We start from the raw sequence: 17,204 nt of genomic DNA on the forward strand, positions 1-17,204 counted from the left end.
GACGCCGCGACCGGCGAGAATGCGCGGCGCCGGGACCGGCGGCGAGGAAGGGGTGCGAGGGTCGGAAGGCGCGGATGACGCAGATCGAGCGCTACATATTCAGGATCGCGCTCGGGGCCTTCCTCACCTGCCTGATCGGCCTCACCGGCACGATCTGGGTGACGCAGGCCCTGCGCGAACTCGACCTCGTCACGGCCAAGGGGCAGACGCTCCTCGTCTTCCTGTTCATCACCGCCCTGTCGCTGCCGACGCTGATCACGGTGATCGCCCCGGTCGCCCTGTTCATCGCCTGCGTCTACGCGCTCAACAAGCTCAACGGCGATTCCGAACTCATCGTGATGTCGGCGGCCGGCATGCCGCCGCGCCAGTTGCTGCGGCCCTTCGCGACGCTGGCCCTCGCCATCAGCGTCGTGGTCGCCTTCCTGACGATCCAGGTGATGCCCTCCTCCTTCCAGGAGTTGCGCGACGTGCTGACCCGGGTGCGCGGGGATTTCGTCGCCAACGTCGTCAAGGAGGGCCAGTTCACGGCGCTCGACAACGGCATCACCTTCCATTTCCGCGAGCGCGGTGCCGACGGCTCGCTCCAGGGGCTGTTCATCCAGGACAAGCGCGAGGCCGGCAAGGCGGTGGTCTACCTCGCCGAGCGCGGGCGCGTCAGCGAGGTCGATGGGCAGACCTACCTCGTGCTGGAGAAGGGCAGCATCCACCGCCAGCAGAAGGACAGCCGCGATTCCTCGATCGTGAGCTACGAGCGCTACGCCGTCGATCTCGCCGCCTTCACGCCGCCGGATTCCGAGACGGTCTACAAGCCGCGCGAGCGCTCGACCCTGGCGCTGCTCTTCCCCGATACGGGCGAGGGCTATTACCGCCTGCAGAAGGGCCGCTTCCGGGCCGAGTTGCATGACCGGCTCTCGGCCTGGCTCTACCCGCTGGCGCTGGCCTTCATCGCATTTGCCGCTCTGGGCGATCCGCGCACCACGCGACAGGGCCGGGGCCTCGCCGTGGCCGGCGCGGTGCTCGGCGTCATCGCGTTGCGCATCGCGGGCTTTGCCGCGAGCAGTGCGGCCGTGCGCAGTCCTGGCGCCGTGGTCGCGATCTACGCCGCGCCGCTCGGTGCGATCGCCCTCTCCTGCCTGCTGATCTTCGGCGGCGCCCGAACCCGCGCGATGAACGAGTGGTTCGGCCGGCTCGGTCGGAGGCTCGCCGGTAGCCTGCGGCGGCGCCCGCTCGCCGGACGGGCCTGAGGGCACCGGCATGCTGATCGGCGCGACCCTCGGCCGCTACTTCGCGTGGCGCTTCGTGCGCACCATCCTCGGCGTGTTCCTTACGGTCTTCGCCCTGGTCTACACCCTCGATTTCGTCGAGCTGCTGCGTCGCGCGGGCGATGCGGAGGGCGCTTCGCCGGGGCTGATGGCGCAGCTCGCGCTCTACCGCACGCCCGCCGTGGCTGAGAGCGTGCTGCCGTTTGCGGTGCTGTTCGGCTCCATGGCCGCCCTGCTGCAGCTCTCGCGCAAGCTCGAACTCGTGGTGGCGCGGGCCGCCGGCATCTCGGCGTGGCAGTTCCTCCAGCCCGGCGCCTTCGTGGCGCTGGCGATCGGTGCGCTCGCCATCGGCGCCTACAATCCCCTCTCGGCGGCGCTCAAGCAGCGTTCCAGCGAGATCGAGGCGAAGATCTTCGCCAAATCCACCAAGGCTGGCACCGGCAAGGACCTGTGGCTGCGCCAGCGCAGCATCGACGGCCAGGCGATCATCCGCGCCGAGACGGCGGTCGAGGGCACGACGACGCTGGCCGGCGTCACCGTGTTCCAGTTCGACGACGCGGGCATCTTCACCGCGCAGCTCGAGGCGGCACGGGCGACCCTGCACGACGGCTGGTGGGAGTTGCGCGATGTGCGGGTTCTCACACGCGATGAACCGCCCGAGAGCCACGAGGTCTACCTCGTCGCCTCTACGCTCGATCCGAGCCAGATCCGCCAGCGCTTCACCCCTCCGGAATCTGTGCCCTTCTGGCAACTTCCCGAGACCATCGCACGCCACGAGCGGGCCGGGCTGGATGCCACGCGCTACCGGCTCCAGTACGATGTGCTGCTGGCAACGCCCCTGCTCTACCTCGCGATGGTCCTCGTGGCGGCAACGGTTTCCTTAAGGTTCTTCCGCTTTGGTGGTGTCGGAAAACTGGTGCTCGGCGGGGTGAGCGCGGGCTTCGTGCTCTACGTCGCGCGGCAGGTCATGGAGGGCCTCGGCGCGTCGGGGATGGTCGCGCCGACAGTGGCGGCGTGGTTCCCCGCCGTGGTAGGGAGCTTGCTCGGTACGCTCACGCTTCTCTACCAGGAGGACGGCTGATGCACGGTTGTCCGGGTGGGGCGGGTGGACGGGGTCGTCGTGCAGGGGGCTGCACAGGAGTTGGGTGGCGCGTTGCGTAAGGTCGCCGACATCGCGATCACGGTCTCCGTGGCCGCACTGCTGACGGCAGCCTACGGGCTCGCCGCGCCGCGCGCCCATGCCCAGGCCGGACTGGAGAAGCTCGCCGGCTCCAAGCCCGGCGAGAAGGGCCAGCGCCTGCTCGTCGAGGCCGACGAGCTGATCTACGACAACGACCGCAACACCGTGACCGCGCGCGGCAATGCCGAGCTGCATTACGGCGCGCGCACGCTCCAGGCCGACCGGGTGCGCTATGACCGCGGCACGAGCCGCGTCTTCGCCGAGGGCAATGTCCGCCTCACCGACGAGACCGGGGCCCTGGTCACCGGCGAGCGGATGGAGCTGACCGACGACTTCAAGAACGGCTTCGTCGAGGCCCTGCGCATCCAGCAGACTGTCGTGATGAAGGGCGAGACGGTGCGCACCCGCATCTCCGCCCCGCGGGCGGAGCGGATCGCGGGCGAGCAATCGAGCTTCGACTACGCCACCTACACCGCCTGCGAGCCGTGCAAGGACCATCCGGAGACGCCGCCGCTCTGGCAGATCAAGGCGGCCAAGATCATCCACAACAATGAGACCCACACGATCTCCTACGAGGATTCGAGCCTCGAGATCGGTGGGATCCCGGTCGCCTACCTGCCCTATTTCGAGTCCGCCGACCCGACGGTGAAGCGCAAGACCGGCTTCCTGACGCCGCGCTTCATCACCTCGACCCCGCTCGGCAGCGGCGTCGCGACCCCGTACTTCATCAATCTCGACCCGAGCTACGACCTGACGCTCACGCCGGCCTTCGTCTCGCGCCAGGGCGTGCTGGGCCAGGCCGAGTTCCGCCAGCGCCTCGACAACGGCAGCTACAACCTGCGCCTGTCGGGCATCTTCCAATCGACGCCCTCGGCCTTCCTGCCGGGGCCGCTGGGTGCCGCCGACCGCGAGTTCCGCGGCTCGGTCGAGACGCGCGGGCGCTTCTTCATCAACGAGCACTGGCGTACGGGCTGGGACCTCGTCGGCGTGACCGACAAGTGGTTCCTCGACAACTACCGCATCCGCAACCAGAGCATCACCACCGACTATTTCCGCGAGGCGGTCTCGTCCGCCTACCTGATCGGCCAGGGCGACCGCTCGTGGTTCGAGGCACGCGGCTACTACTTCAAGGCCCTGTCGAGCTTCGACTGGCAGAAGGAGCAGCCGATCGTCCTGCCGGTGATCGACTACGACAAGCGCATCGACGGGCCGGGCAAGATCGGCGGCGAGGTGCGGTTCGAGGCCAACGTCACGAGCCTCAGCCGCGAGGCGACCGACTTCCAGGGCATCCCGCGCACCGGCAGCTACCTGTTCGCCCCGAGCGTCAACGGGATCAGCTACCCGCTCTACGAGACTTGCACCACCTTCGTGCGCGACCGCTGCATCGTGCGCGGTTTGGGCGGCGTCGACACGCGGCTCTCGGCCCAGGTCTCCTGGCGCCGCAGCTTCATCGACGATTTCGGCCAGGTCTTCACGCCGTTCACCTATCTGCGCACCGACGCCTTCTTCGTGAACCCGAGCCGCTCGGGCTTCCAGAACGCGCTGGTGAACAACATCACCACCGTCGATGACGGCTTCTCCGGCCGGATCATGCCGGCGATCGGCCTCGACTACCGCTATCCCTTCGTCGCCGATTTCGGCGGGCTCGGCGTCCACACCCTGGAGCCGATCGCCCAGGTGATCGCCCGGCCCTCCGAGACCCGGATCGGCCGCCTGCCCAACGAGGACGCCCAGAGCCTCGTCTTCGACGACACCTCGCTGTTCCAGTGGGACAAGTTCTCCGGCTACGACCGGGTCGAGGGCGGCGTGCGGGCCAATCTCGGCGCGCAATATTCCGTCGTGACCCCGTCGGGCTGGTACGCCAACCTGATGTTCGGCGAGTCGATCCAGGTCGCGGGCGTGAACTCGTTCCGCCGCGGGGATCTGGCCAATGTCGGCCTCGATTCCGGCCTGGAGAACCGCCGCTCGGATTTCGTGGGCCGGTTCCAGCTCTCGCCCAACCAGAACATCAGCTTCATCAGCCGCGCCCGCTTCGACCAGCGCGACTTTGCCGTGAACCGGTTCGAGACCGGCGTGACCGCGCGGTTCTCGCCGTTCCTGCCGCTCGAGACCTCGCTGTTCTACTCCTACTACGAGGCGCAGCCGGCGCTCGGCTTCGTCCACCGCCGCGAGGGCGTGACGGCCTCGGCCACCTACCGCATCACCCCGAACTGGTTCGTCACCGGTTCGGCGCTCGTCGACTTCACCCGCTACCTCGACACCCGCGACACGTTCGCCGACCTCTACACCGCCTACCTCGCCAACCCCGTCGGCCTCGCCCCGGTCTACAGCAGCCCCGGCCTGACCTACCTCTCCGGCCTGAGCCTCGGCGGCGGCTATCAGGACGAGTGCACCACGGTCTCGCTGAACTACATCGTCTCGCCCATCGCCACCGCGATCGGCGTGCGCGAGCGCAACCAGACCGTGCTGCTGCGCCTGGAGCTGAAGACGCTGGGCGAGGCGGACCTGCGCCAGAACGTCAGCAGCTCGACCACCGCCGACGGCATCGCCTCGGTGCGCTGAGATGGTCGTCTGCGCCGGAATGCAACGATGCTGAAGGGGGCGGCCGATTCGCTGATCCGCGCCTATGGCGCCCTGGCCACGCTCCCGTTCAGGTTCCGCCGAGACCGCATCGCCCCGCCGAAGGACCTGGCGCACGGCGCCTGGATCGACATCCTGTCGGAGCGCTTCGACAAGCCGGGCCTGCGCGTGTTGGAGGTGGGTTCGCGAAACGTCACCGGCGCCAACTTCCGCCACCGCTTTGCCCAAGCGGAGTATGTCGGCTTCGATCTCTACGCGGGCGAGAACGTCGATGTGGTCGGCGATGCCCACCGGCTTTCCCACTATTTCGGCGAAGACGAGCGCTTCGACCTGATCTTCTCCTCGGCGGTGTTCGAGCATCTCGCCGCGCCCTGGGTGGCGGCGGTCGAGATCGCCAAGCTCCTGAAGGTCGGCGGCCACGTCTTCGTCGAGACGCACTTCTCGTTTCGCTCGCACGAGCGGCCGTGGAACTTCTTCCAGTTCTCGGACATGGGCCTGCGCGCCCTGTTCAACGACGCCCTCGGCTTCGAGCTGATCGACAAGGGCATGAGCAGCCCGATCGTCGGCTACTTCACCGACCGGGCGCGGCCGGGCCTGCGCTTCGCGCCGATCACCGAGATGTACGGCCACAGCGAAATCCTGTGCCGCAAGCGCGCCGAGCCGGCGGGCTTCGACTGGACCCGCATCCCCCTCGACGCCATCGTGGACGGCACGCGCTACCCGGCGCCGAGCCGGCAAGGCTGAAACGCTCGGGTTGGGGTGTCGGCGGCATCGTCCCACGTATGGCCCGCAAAGGCATCGGGAGCGCAACGAAGGGCGACGGGCGCGATGCGTTCGCTCGTCACTCCAACGCGGACGCCCCGGCGGAGGGTTTCACGGACCCGCCGATCCCACGCCGCTGATGGATCCGAGCAAGACGACGCTCGCCTCGGCACGCCCAGGACGCGGCTACACCCTATGCAGCCGCACCACGGCGAGGCCGGAAATCCTGTGATGGGGCGGGCTTCGGCCCGCTCCGCGCTTGACCCCGTCCCGCACGCCCCCGACGGTGGCGCGCAAAATCGGACGGGAACGGACATGGCCCTCCTTCAGCGGCTTCTCTCCTACGCTTCCTCGGCCTTCGGCCTGCCGGCCCCGGCCGAGACGGTGCCCGACGGCAGCGAGGAGCATCTCGCGGCGACCGCGCTCCTCGTCCACGTCGCCCGCGCCGACGGCGTGCTCGACCCGGCCGAGGGCGAGCGGCTGGTGCGGCTGGTGCGCCGCCGCTACGCGGCCAGCGACGCGGAGGCGCAGAGCCTGATCGAGCGCGCCGCCACCTTCGAGGCGCAGACCCGCGACATGACGAGCTTGGTCGAGCTGATCGGCAGCGACGGCAGCAGCCCGGAAGAGCGGGGGCGGTTGCTCGCGATGGCGTGGTCGGTGGCCGGCGCCGACGGCGAGGTGCACGAGTTCGAGGAGGCGCTGGTCTGGCGCCTCGGCAAGCTGCTCGGCTTCGACGAGCCGGCGATTGCCGCCGCCCGCGACCGCGGCTTCCGCGAGCCCGCCGGCGCGTGATGGCCGATCCAGAGCAGAGCCCTGGAGAACCATCGGGGCGCTGCCCCGACACCCCGCCGAGGGGATGATCCCCTTGGGACCCCGGACCTTTCGATGATCGTCAGCCTGACCCTGATCCTGCTCGCCCAGCTTCTGGGCGAGGTGGCGGCCCGCGCCGCCGGCCTGCCGGTGCCGGGGCCGGTGATCGGCATGGCGCTGCTCCTCGGCTTCCTCGTGCTGCGCGACCGGACGCAGCCGGCCTCGACCCGCTGGCTGCCGCCGCCGCTGGTCGATGGCGGGCTGGAGGGCACCGCCAAGGGGCTGCTCGCCCACCTCTCGATCATGTTCGTGCCAGCGGGCGTCGGCATCGTCGGCAAGCTCGACGTGCTGGCGAGCCACGGGCTCGCGCTGGCGGCGGTGCTCACCCTCTCCGTGACCCTGACGCTGGCGGCGACGGTGCTCACCTTCGTCGCGGTCTCCAAGCTTCTGGACCGCCGATGACCGGCGAGTTCGCGCTCTGGGTCTATCTGAGCCGCACCCCGCTGCTGTGGCTCGCGGTGACGCTGCTGGCCTACGCGGTGGCCGACCGCCTGTTCCAGGCGGCGGGGCGCCATCCGATCGCCAATCCGGTGATCCACGCGATCTGGATGATCGGCCTTGTGCTGACGCTGACCGGCACGCCCTACCGCGCCTATTTCGAGGGCGCGCAGTTCGTGCACTTCCTGCTCGGGCCGGCCACGGTGGCGCTCGCCGTGCCGCTCTACGAGCGGCGGGCGACGGTGACCCGCGCGCTCCTGCCGATGCTCGCCGCCCTGTTGGTCGGCTGCGTCACGGCGATGACCTCGGCGCTGGTCTTCGCCAAGCTCGCCGGCATCCCCTACGACGTGCGCCTCGCCATGGCCCCGAAATCCGTGACCACGGGCGTTGCCATGGGCATCGTCGAGGCGCTCGGCGGCGACCCGACGCTCGCCGCCGTGCTGGTGATGCTGACCGGCATGGCCGGCGCAGTGATCGTCACGCCGCTGATGCGGACCCTGCGCGTCGAGGACATGCGCGCCCGCGGCTTCGCAGCGGGGCTGGCCGCCCACGGCCTCGGCACCGCCCGCGCCTTCCAGGTCAGCGAGGTCGCCGGCACGTTTGCCGGCATCGCCATGGGGCTGAACGCGTTCCTGACGGCGATCCTGGTGCCGGTGGCGGTGAGTTTCTTGCGTTAGGCTGCGTATTGCGCCGCAGCCCAACGCACCGTACACCTCGGCGCAATCGCTCGGACCCGGTGCAAGCCCGGGTGGCTCTTCCGGCCGCCGATCCGCCGGACCACGCATTCGTGACGCTCGCTCCCTCCCCGCATCAGCCGGCGGAGCCTCGCGTCCCTCTGCGGAATCTTCTGCCATGTCATCGACTGTTTCAACCGCCCGCGGGCGGTTCGGCTCGGCTTGGTTCGCCAACTGGTTCGCCAGCCCTTGGGCCGACATCCTCTCCGGCATCGTCGTCGCGCTCGCCCTGATCCCGGAGGCGATCGGCTTCTCGGTGATCGCCGGGGTCGATCCGAAGGTCGGCCTCTACGCTTCCGTCGTGATCGCCTGCGTCATCGCCTTTGCCGGCGGGCGTCCGGCCATGATCTCGGCCGCCACCGCCGCCACGGCGGTGGTGATGGTCGATCTCGTGCGCGACCATGGCGTCCAGTATCTCTTCGCCGCCACCATCCTGATGGGGGTGTTCCAGATCCTGGCGGGGCTCGCCCGCCTCGGGCGGCTGATGCGCTTCGTCTCGCGCTCGGTGATGACCGGCTTCGTCAACGCGCTGGCGATCCTGATCTTCCTGGCGCAGCTCCCCGAGCTCACCGGCGTCACGCCGGCCACCTACGGGCTGATCGCGCTGGGGCTCGCCATCATCTACGGCTTTCCCAAAATCACCCGCGCGGTGCCTTCGCCCTTGGTCGCCATCGCCGTGCTCACCGCGCTGACCGCGTATCTCGGGCTCGACGTGCGCACCGTCGCCCATCTCGGCGCGCTGCCGACCGCCCTGCCGAGCTTCGCCCTGCCCGACGTGCCGCTCAACCTAGAGACCCTGCGCATCATCCTGCCCTACTCGGCGACGCTCGCCGCGGTCGGCCTGCTGGAGAGCCTGCTCACAGCGCAGATCGTCGACGACATGACCGACACCGGCAGCTCCAAGAACCGGGAATGCATGGGCCAGGGGCTCGCCAACATGAGTTCGGCGGTGTTCGGCGGCATGGGCGGCTGCGCCATGATCGGCCAATCGGTCATCAACGTGTCGTCCGGCGCCCGCGGCCGGCTCTCGACCCTGGTGGCGGGGGGCTTTCTCCTCGCGCTGCTGGTGCTGTTGCAGGATCTGCTGGCCATCGTCCCCGTCGCGGCGCTGACCGCCGTGATGATCATGGTCTCGCTCAACACCTTCTCCTGGCGCTCGCTGCTCGAGCTTCGCACCAACCCGCTGCCCTCCTCCCTGGTGATGCTTGCCACCGTCGCGGTGGTGGTCGCCACCCGCGATCTCGCCATCGGCGTGCTCGTCGGCGTCCTGCTCTCGGGCGTGTTCTTCGCGGGCAAGGTCGCGCGGATGAGCCGGATCACCGCCGAGCTGTCGCCGGACGGGCGCACCCGCACCTACCGGGTGGCGGGCCAGGTGTTCTTCGCCTCCGCCGGCACCTTCGCCGAGGGTATCGACGTCCGCGAGCCGGTGGAGCGGCTCGTCATCGACGTGCACGCGGCGCATTTCTGGGACATCTCGGCGGTGGGCGCCCTCGACCGCGTGGTGATGAAGGCCCGCGCCGCCGGCCGGACCGTCGAGGTCGTGGGTCTCAACGAGGCCAGCACGACCCTGGTCGAGCGCTTCGGCCAGCACGACAAGGCGGACGCTTCGCTGCCGGCGCATTGAGGGCCACGGCGCGTTCCATTTCCAGCCTTGGTTGTGCAGTGCGGTCGAAACTCGGTAATGTCGGCGCGCGACCCTCCGGAGCGTCGCGGTGTGGTGTCGCCCTGAGGCCGAGCCGGCCCGTTGCCCTGCGAGGCGCCGTGTTTCCCTTCGACCCCCCTCGCCAGACCCGGCGCCGCGCGAGCCGCAGCCTCACCCGCACGACACGGAAAGTGACGGGGCAGCTTACGCGCTCCCTCGAGAGCGCCGCCAAGTCCGTCACGAAGGCCGCCACCAAGGCCGTGACCCGCTCGACCGAGACGGCGATCCGGGAGACGCGCAAGGCGACAGTCCGATCCGTGAAGCGAACGGTCCGGGACACCGAGAAGGTGGTCGCGGCCGCCCTCACCGCGAAAGGGTCTGAGACGACCCGCAAGCCGCCCGGCCAGTTCGTGACGGTCGATGGCCTGCCGGTGCACGTCATCGTCCGCGGACGCGGGCGGCCGGTGGTGCTCGTCCACGGCAACGGCACCATGGCCGAGGATTTCGCGATCTGCGGCCTGATCGACCGGCTGGCGGCCCGCTACCGGGTGATCGCGATTGACCGGCCCGGCTTCGGCTACACCGGCCGCCCCCGCCACCGGGTCTGGACCGCTCAAGGGCAGGCCGTGCTGCTGCACCGGGTGCTGGAACAGCTTTCCGTCGAGCGTCCCCTCATCGTCGGGCATTCCTGGGGCACCATCGTCGCCCTGGCGCTCGCCGCCGACGGGCGGCGCCCGCTGCGCGGGCTCGTGCTCTTGTCGGGCTCCTATTTTCCGGGGCATCGCACCGACGCGGCCCTGATCGCACCGCTCGCCGTGCCGGGCTTCGGCGACGCGATGCGGGCCATGGTGCCGGCGAAGGTGAGCGCGTCGCTCACCGGGCAATCGTTCCGGCAGGTCTTCTGGCCCCAACCCGTGCCGGCCCGCTTCACGGCGCGGTTTCCGATCGAGATCGCTGCGGCGGCGACGCAGTTGCGCGCGGTCTCGGAGGACGCCGCCTCAATGAATTCCGCCGTCACGGGGCTCCAGCGCCGCTACAGTGGCCTGACGCTGCCGGTGTCGATCCTGGCCGGGGACGCGGACGCGATCGTCAAGGCCGGCGAGCACTCGGTGCGGCTGCACACGACGATCCCCGGAAGCACGCTGCGGCTCCTGCCCGGCCTCGGCCACATGATCCATTACGGCGCGCGGCTGAAGGTGGAGCGCGCGATCGACGCGGTGATGAAGCTCGGATAGCTGCGCCCGCAGGGGCCGAATCCGGCACCGTCGGGCCCCGGATCGCCGGGCATCGAGACGTGTCCTCGTCGAGGGCCACACGGGGGCCGATCAGAGCCTTCTGTCATCGGGCCTCCGACATCGAGGGGGATATGTCACCGCGCTTGCTGGGAGGTTCGCGTGGGGTGGGAGCCGAAGTTCGGCGGCCCCGCAGCGAATGTCCACCAAGCAGACCAAAGCGGACGGTGCTGGTCGTGATGTCCTACAGCGCGATGTCGCCGTAACGGATCGCCATCTGGACGGCCTGTGCGGTCGTTGTCACCCGCAGTCGTTGTCGGATGCGCCGTAGATGGTTCTCAATCGTTCGCTCCGAGAGACCAAGCGTACTCGCGATGTCGGCCGTGCGACGCCCGGCCGCCACCCACCGCAGGATTTCCCGTTCACGTGCTGAAAGTTTCCGCGCAAGGGTCGGCGTGTGGTCCTCGACCAAGCGACGGGCGGCCTGGAACGTTACCGTACCCAGAAGTGCAAGGGTCTGGCGCGTTTGAGCCGTAGCGTCGATCCGCCCGCCGCCGAAGCTGACCGCGCCTTCGAGACCCCCGTGCCCGAACACGGGTACCTGGAGCCCGTGGATGCCTGAGCCCTGAGGGACGCTGACGATGCGGTAGCTCGCGCCCTGCTCGGTATGGGTCTTGGTCCAGAAGAACGGCTGATCGGTGTCAAGGACGTGCCGTGTAACCGGGCAACGACGGACGTAGGTGAGTGCATCGACCGCCTCCCCCGTCTCGAACCAATCGCCCTCGACCCAGTAGATCTGCTCCACCAACTCGTCCTGCCGCGCCGTGATCGAGAACACCACAATCCGATCGTAGCCGAGCGGCTGAGCAAGATTGCGGACTGCCTGCTGGATTGCGGCGAGATTACTGCCCGCCTCAATGAGGCTAAGCGCGTCCCAAGGCTCAGGCATCGCTATCATCGGTTCCATGTACAACGGCGGGAGCGTCGCCCCCCCCGCCGTCGGGCGCGCGGGGCTACTTCGCTCCGTACTCGGCTAGCAGCGCTTCAGCCGCCGCCTTGCCGAGATTGTTTGAGGCGAACGGGCTGTCGCCCGTGATGAGCTTGCGATCCTGATGGACGGTACCCTTGATGTCGGTGTTGACGATCTCCAAGCCGTCCGCGCGCAGGCGTTCGCCGATGAACCACGGCATAGCCCCCGGCATGTAGCCCATCTCTGGGGTCTTGGCGTCGATGGTGTCGGGGAACGAGCAGATTTTGTACCCCTTAAACGGGTTCTCTTCCTCGCCGAGCTTGGCCGAAAGCAGCGCAGCCGGGCCGTGACACAAGGAGATGATGTGCTTGTCCGCCCGCAAGGCCCAGTCGAGCGCCTTTTTCACGTCGGTGCTGAACGGTACGCCGTTGAGCGCGCCGTGGCCGCCGGGGATGAAGACCGCAACGTAGGGGCTGTCGGCCCCAAGGCTGTTGGCCACCACGTCAGCGAGCTTGAGCGGGCTTTTCAACTTCTTCTTGTACTTGTCGTAGATGGTGGCGACCGCCTCGTCGTCCTTAGGGTAGGCCCAGAGTTCGAGCTTGGCTGGCTCGCCGGAGATCGTAGCGATATCGAAAGCGAACCCGGCCTTGTCGAGGTGGTACATCGGCAAAAGCATCTCCACCGGATGATTGCCGGTCGAGAAGAATGTGCCGTTCTGCATGAGCAGGTAGCGCTCATCCGTGGCGATCATCAGGATTTTGTGCTGCCCGCCCGTGTAGGCGTTCGGGTAGCTCGCCCCGTCGAGATCGGACTTGCCCGAGGTGAACTGACCGAGCGAGTAGGCAGAGGGGAAGAATGCGTTGTCCTCCGCCACGTCCGGTGTTGGTTGCTTGCTCAGGTCATCGCTGCTGGCCATGTGTTCCTCCCTCGCTGACGATGCACCAACCTATAGGTGGTCCGGCAGGGAGCGAATGAGGGAAATCCCCTAACCCTGGGACGTGTAGGTTTTTTGCCGCCGCTCGTCCGCTTTCAGAGGACTTCGGTCCTCGTACCAAGCTGGCTCGATTGTCCGTTTAGAGTCGAAAGCGGCTTCTCGTCCGATCGCGCTGAAAGTGCGATCGGCGGTCTGGCACCACACGTATGGTTTCGCACCCAAGGGGCTCCTGGCTTCCATCCGTGTTCGGCACAAGGACCGGCCCATGATCGGGCCCCGATGAAAGGCGAGCCCAGAGGCGTCCGCGAACTTGGCCTGAGGCCAGCACGGAGTTCGTGACCGACGGCCATGTCGGAGGATGCCCGCCAACTCCGTAAAATGACGTCGCCCGGCCCCGGAAGCCCGGTTACGGGGCGCTTTCACGATTCCCCCGCCTCCAGCGCCCGCGCCAGCGCCACGAACCCCGCGACCGGAATTTCCTCCGCCCGCGCCGTCTCCGGCAGCCCGGCGGCGGTGAGCAGGCGGATGGGGTCGGGGGTGGCGGCCTTCAGGCTCTGGCGCAGCATCTTGCGGCGCTGGCCGAAGGCGGCGCGGGTCACCCGTTCGAGGTCGGCGATCCGGCAGGGCAGCGGCTCGGGCCGCGGGCGCAGGTGGACGACGCTGGAGGTGACCTTCGGCGGCGGCACGAAGGCGCTTGGCGCCACATCGAACAGGATGGTCGCCTGCGTGCGCCAGCCGCAGAGCACCCCGAGCCGGCCGTAATTGGCCCGGTCCGACTCGTCGGCGACGATGCGCTCGGCGACCTCGCGCTGGAACATCAGCGTCGCCGAGTCCCACCAAGGCGGCCAGACGTCATCCCGCGTGTCGGCGCCGAGCCAGCCGGTGAGCAGCACGGTGGCGACGTTGTAGGGGAGGTTGGCGACGATCCGCACCGGCCCGTCGCCGACGAGCGGGCGCGGGTCGAAGCCGACGGCGTCGGCATCGATCACGTCGAGCCGGCCGGGGTAATGCGCGGCGATCTCGGCCAAAGCCGGCAGCGCGCGGGGATCGCGCTCGATCGCCACCACGCGTTTCGCGCCCGCCGCCAGCAGCGCCCGCGTCAGCCCGCCGGGGCCGGGGCCGACCTCCACCACCGTCACGCCGTCGAGGGCGCCCGCCGAGCGCGCGATACGGCCCGTCAGGTTGAGGTCGAACAGAAAGTTCTGGCCGAGCGCCTTCTTCGGCTCCAGCCCGTGCCGCCGCACGACCTCGCGCAGGGGCGGCAGGCCGTCGGTGCTCAACGCGTCAAGGGTCATCGATCGCTTCAGGCGCGGACGGGGAAAGGCAGGACGGTGTCCGCCGGGCGGTGGGCGAGGCGGTGCGCCAGCCGCAGGGCGGCGATCAGGCTGTCGGGCTTGGCGATGCCCTGGCCGGCGATGTCGAAGGCGGTGCCGTGGTCGGGCGAGGTGCGCACGAAGGGCAGGCCCAGCGTGACGTTCACGCCCTCGTCGAAGGCGAGCGTCTTGACCGGGATCAGCGCCTGATCGTGGGTGGGGGTCAGCGCCACGTCGTAGGTCGCCCGCGCCCGCTCGTGGAACAGGGTGTCGGCCGGCAGCGGTCCGCGGATGTCGATGCCCTCGCTGCGCAACACCGCGACGGCGGGCGCCAGCACGTCGCGATCCTCGGTGCCCATGGTGCCGGATTCGCCCGCATGCGGGTTGAGGCCCGAGAGGACGAGGCGGGGGGTTGCGAGGCCGAAGCGGGCGCGCAGGTCGGCGTGGACGATGCGGGCGGTGCGCTCGACGAGGTCCTGCGTCAGCAACTCGGGTACGCGGTGCAGGGCGACGTGGATCGTCACCGGCACCACCGCGAGGATGTCGCTCCAGATCATCATCACCGGCAGCGGCGGCTCACGCCCCTCTCGCGCGGCGAGCGCGGCCAGAAACTCGGTATGGCCCGGATGGGCAAAGCCCACCCGCGTCAGCACGAACTTGGCGATGGGGTTGGTCACCACGGCCGAGGCCGTGCCGGCGCGCACCAGATCGACGGCGGCGGTGATCGACTCGACGATCGCCCCGGCATTGGCCGAATCCGGCGCGCCGGGCGTGGCGGTCACCTTGGCGCCGCTCGGCAGCGGCAGCACCGGCAGGGCGCGGGCAAACACCTCGCAGGCGTCGTCGGGCTCGACCTCGGCCACCGGCACCGAGAGACCGAGCCGGTAGGCGGTGGCTTCCAGGAAGTCGGGATCGCCGATGAGTTGGAACGGCGGCACCCCCCTCTCGCCCCGCAGCCGCCACGCCGCCAGCGCGATCTCCGGCCCGATCCCGGAGGGATCGCCGAGGGTGAGGGCGAGCGGTCTGTCGTCGGAGGCCATGGGCGGGCTTATAGCGCGATTTTTTGGATCGCCGAGGTGATTTGGGGGGATCGGCCGGACGGCGGTGGCCGGGCCGGGAGGATGCCAAGCCGGGCGGTGCCGACATCGCCCCGGTTGCGGCCCTCGCACGGCTGCGGCGGTTCAATCCGCATCGGGCGCGTAGGTCGCCGTGGCGATGACGTGGATGATGCCGGCCCCATCCTGCGCCTCGGTCCGCTGGCTCAACGTCAGGACGAACTTTCGGTCGGTGCGGTGACGGAAGACGAGCGAGCGCCCTGTGTCTTTCGCCCCCGCGTCGAACGGCTCCCACGAGGCGGTGAATGCCGCGGAAGCGAGGAGGGCTGCGGTCGCCTTGCGGAAGTCGGCAAAGCCCACGCCCACGATATGGCACATGGGACGCTGGTCGGAGACGGTGAGCGCGAAGCCCGCCCGGTCCGTCGCGTTGATACGCCAGAAGCGATTGCCACGCCGTAGCTCTCCCGGCGGCGGCCGGAACGCCTCGGGGATCGTCGCCACGGCGGTGACGCGCGGGCCGAGATCCATCGCGGCGAGGAACGGTTCCGGTCCGTTGACCCAGCTCGCCGGGTTCATCACCCAGGTCTCGCAACCCCGCAGGACGCTCGAGAAGGCCGTCTCCACCGGCTCCTGCTGCGCGAACGCCGGATTTGCCTGAAGGGCGACGACGAGGGCCGCAATCGTACCGAACCTCATCGCAAGCCCTCGAACGCCGATCGCCCCCGGTCGCTCCACAGCCGGCCCGATCCCGGAAGGATCACCGAGGGTGAGGTCAAGCGGTCTGTCGTCGGAGGGCATAGCGGACATGTCCAGCGTTTCTTCTACAGTGCCTGCAACCACACATGTCCGGGATGCAAGCGGTCGAGGCAGTCCCGCAGCCAGAGCCGTTCGGCTTGGGGGAGGTGTGGCAGGGCCCGCACGAAATCCGCCTGATCCTTGTCGCGCCGGTGCTTCGCCTTGAAGAGGAGCACGGCGGCGGGCCTGAGGTAGGGGATACGGTCGGGCGTCACCGCCACCATCTCCGCGCGCGGGCGCCGGATGGCCGGGCACCGCTTGCAGACCCAGAGGTCACGCTCGCCCGGCTCGATCATCAGATCGACCCGCCAGCGGCCGGCGGAGACGTCGAAGCACCAGATCTGGGCGATGTGGGGCGGCGGCTCCTCATCCTGGGGCAGCCGCTCGAAGCGGCCGTCGTCCACCGTGTAGAACCTCATGTCCGCAAGGGCTTGGCGGAAGAGGCTGAAGTCTTCGCGCAGGATCGTGATTTCGAGGTCATCGTGGTCGCGCGTCTGGCGTCCATGCCAGAGGTCGAGGGCCCAGCCGCCGACGACGCACCAAGGCCGTGAGATCGCGCTCAGCCGCCGCGCCACCTCGCTCGGATGCCATGGTGCCCAATCGTCATCCGGGGGGACGCCGCATTCCGTCATTCCGGGGCGGTCGCGCGCGGCGATGCGGCGCGCCGGATCGGATCGCGAGAAACCCGCTCCTCTCGGGGCGGAGGCGGGATCGGGTGCCCCACGGCCAGCGCGATCGCCGAGGGTGAGGTCGAGCGGTCTGTCGTCGGAGGCCATGGGCAGGCTTATAGCGCGATTACACCGATCGCCGAGGTGTCGGGGGAGCGGCCGAGAGGTGGGCCCCGCCTCACAGCGACCCCGATGAGGAACCGTGGGCGCGCATCGCCGCGGGGGCTGGAGGACGCGTGAGGCCGGACCGCTCGGTCTCTGATCCGTGATGCCTGCCGCGGCCCCGTCAGCGCTCGTTTGACACCGTCGTCGAGCCCCAGCCCCTCAACGGACCCAACGTGGCCTCGCGCGCGGCCAACCGAACCTCAGGGCGACACGCCCATGGCGGAAGAGGGCCCGGGCGAAGTTGCAATCGTCGCAAAAATTGTCGTTGCCGTCGCTCCGCGCATTCTTAGAAAACGACAATGTATGTTGCGGAGGCAAGATGAATACCCGCCCACAACGCTCCCTTCGCGAGCCGCGCGCCCGTCATGAAGCCTGGATCAATCGGCGCTCGCCGGCCACCGCCAAGGCTATTCTGTCGGCGCGCGAAAAGTCGGCGCAGCGCAATACGGAATCCTACGTTCCGGCCCTGAACGACAACCAGGCGAAGTTGACCGACTGAGGATGTGCATCGCCATCGGTGCCCCGCCCGGCTCGGCTGGGGCGGGTTGTCCGGTTCCGAGGGTGATCTGCGACGAGCATCGGCTCCCGCGCCTTGGCAGCGCCC

The 17,204-nt window shown here is 69.2% G+C and carries 16 protein-coding genes and 1 other annotated feature; of the genes, 10 read left to right on the forward strand and 6 right to left on the reverse strand.

Annotated elements, in window-relative coordinates; genetic code table 11:
- The first annotated feature begins 74 nt into the window (after positions 1–74).
- The 9 genes from lptF to MKK50_RS07015 all read left to right on the forward strand — a co-directional run bounded on the left by lptF (position 75) and on the right by MKK50_RS07015 (position 10,703).
- The gene (lptF, locus tag MKK50_RS06975; protein ID WP_253370453.1) at positions 75–1,244 is read left to right on the forward strand and encodes an LPS export ABC transporter permease LptF; all 1,170 of its coding nucleotides are present in this window, start codon (positions 75–77) and stop codon (positions 1,242–1,244) included.
- A gap of 10 nt (positions 1,245–1,254) precedes the next feature.
- Positions 1,255–2,343 (forward strand): LPS export ABC transporter permease LptG, encoded by a 1,089-nt coding sequence (lptG, locus tag MKK50_RS06980; RefSeq protein ID WP_253370455.1) that lies wholly within the window; start codon positions 1,255–1,257, stop codon positions 2,341–2,343.
- Between the two features lie 72 nt (positions 2,344–2,415).
- A complete protein-coding gene (locus tag MKK50_RS06985; RefSeq protein WP_499021593.1) occupies positions 2,416–5,004 on the forward strand; it encodes an LPS-assembly protein LptD in 2,589 nt (862 codons plus the stop codon).
- A 27-nt stretch (positions 5,005–5,031) separates the two neighbouring features.
- On the forward strand, positions 5,032–5,766 hold the full coding sequence (locus tag MKK50_RS06990) for a class I SAM-dependent methyltransferase (RefSeq protein ID WP_499021333.1): 735 nt from the start codon (positions 5,032–5,034) through the stop codon (positions 5,764–5,766).
- A gap of 333 nt (positions 5,767–6,099) precedes the next feature.
- Positions 6,100–6,576, forward strand: coding sequence for a tellurite resistance TerB family protein (locus MKK50_RS06995; protein WP_499021335.1), 477 nt, complete (start codon positions 6,100–6,102; stop codon positions 6,574–6,576).
- Between the two features lie 93 nt (positions 6,577–6,669).
- Positions 6,670–7,056, forward strand: a complete 387-nt coding sequence (locus MKK50_RS07000) for a CidA/LrgA family protein (RefSeq protein ID WP_253370461.1) — start codon at positions 6,670–6,672, stop codon at positions 7,054–7,056.
- Complete coding sequence (locus tag MKK50_RS07005; RefSeq protein ID WP_499021336.1) at positions 7,053–7,769, forward strand: LrgB family protein; 717 nt, start codon at positions 7,053–7,055, stop codon at positions 7,767–7,769. Before MKK50_RS07000 ends, MKK50_RS07005 begins: the two co-directional genes overlap by 4 nt.
- A gap of 49 nt (positions 7,770–7,818) precedes the next feature.
- Positions 7,819–7,874, forward strand: a sequence feature (sul1 is cis-regulatory element that is thought to sense ions involved in sulfur or methionine metabolism; They are found in Alphaproteobacteria).
- Positions 7,875–7,944: 70 nt separating this feature from the next.
- Positions 7,945–9,450: a SulP family inorganic anion transporter gene (locus MKK50_RS07010; protein ID WP_499021338.1), complete on the forward strand. Its 1,506-nt coding sequence runs from the start codon at positions 7,945–7,947 to the stop codon at positions 9,448–9,450.
- Between the two features lie 137 nt (positions 9,451–9,587).
- Positions 9,588–10,703, forward strand: a complete 1,116-nt coding sequence (locus tag MKK50_RS07015; RefSeq protein WP_499021339.1) for an alpha/beta fold hydrolase — start codon at positions 9,588–9,590, stop codon at positions 10,701–10,703.
- Positions 10,704–10,944: 241 nt separating this feature from the next.
- Here the strand turns inward: MKK50_RS07015 and MKK50_RS07020 are convergent, their stop codons facing one another.
- From MKK50_RS07020 to MKK50_RS07045, 6 genes are all read right to left on the reverse strand, one after another.
- Positions 10,945–11,649: a PA1136 family autoinducer-binding transcriptional regulator gene (locus tag MKK50_RS07020; protein WP_499021341.1), complete on the reverse strand. Its 705-nt coding sequence runs from the start codon at positions 11,647–11,649 to the stop codon at positions 10,945–10,947.
- Between the two features lie 64 nt (positions 11,650–11,713).
- Entirely contained in the window at positions 11,714–12,586 is an 873-nt protein-coding gene (gene hchA, locus MKK50_RS07025) for a glyoxalase III HchA (RefSeq protein ID WP_499021342.1), read from the reverse strand.
- A 437-nt stretch (positions 12,587–13,023) separates the two neighbouring features.
- Complete coding sequence (rsmA, locus tag MKK50_RS07030; RefSeq protein ID WP_499021345.1) at positions 13,024–13,899, reverse strand: 16S rRNA (adenine(1518)-N(6)/adenine(1519)-N(6))-dimethyltransferase RsmA; 876 nt, start codon at positions 13,897–13,899, stop codon at positions 13,024–13,026.
- 8 nt (positions 13,900–13,907) lie between these two features.
- Positions 13,908–14,957, reverse strand: coding sequence for a 4-hydroxythreonine-4-phosphate dehydrogenase PdxA (gene pdxA / locus MKK50_RS07035; RefSeq protein ID WP_499021347.1), 1,050 nt, complete (start codon positions 14,955–14,957; stop codon positions 13,908–13,910).
- Positions 14,958–15,098: 141 nt separating this feature from the next.
- Entirely contained in the window at positions 15,099–15,668 is a 570-nt protein-coding gene (locus tag MKK50_RS07040) for a hypothetical protein (RefSeq protein ID WP_499021349.1), read from the reverse strand.
- A gap of 125 nt (positions 15,669–15,793) precedes the next feature.
- Positions 15,794–16,399, reverse strand: coding sequence for a nucleotidyltransferase domain-containing protein (locus MKK50_RS07045; RefSeq protein ID WP_499021595.1), 606 nt, complete (start codon positions 16,397–16,399; stop codon positions 15,794–15,796).
- Between the two features lie 520 nt (positions 16,400–16,919).
- On the opposite strand from MKK50_RS07045, the gene MKK50_RS07050 reads away from it, so the two are divergent.
- A complete protein-coding gene (locus MKK50_RS07050) occupies positions 16,920–17,099 on the forward strand; it encodes a hypothetical protein (protein ID WP_499021351.1) in 180 nt (59 codons plus the stop codon).
- Positions 17,100–17,204 lie beyond the last annotated feature (105 nt).

The organism is Methylobacterium sp. J-043 (assembly GCF_022829505.1).
GTDB classification, from domain to species: Bacteria; Pseudomonadota; Alphaproteobacteria; order Rhizobiales; family Beijerinckiaceae; genus Methylobacterium; species Methylobacterium extorquens_A.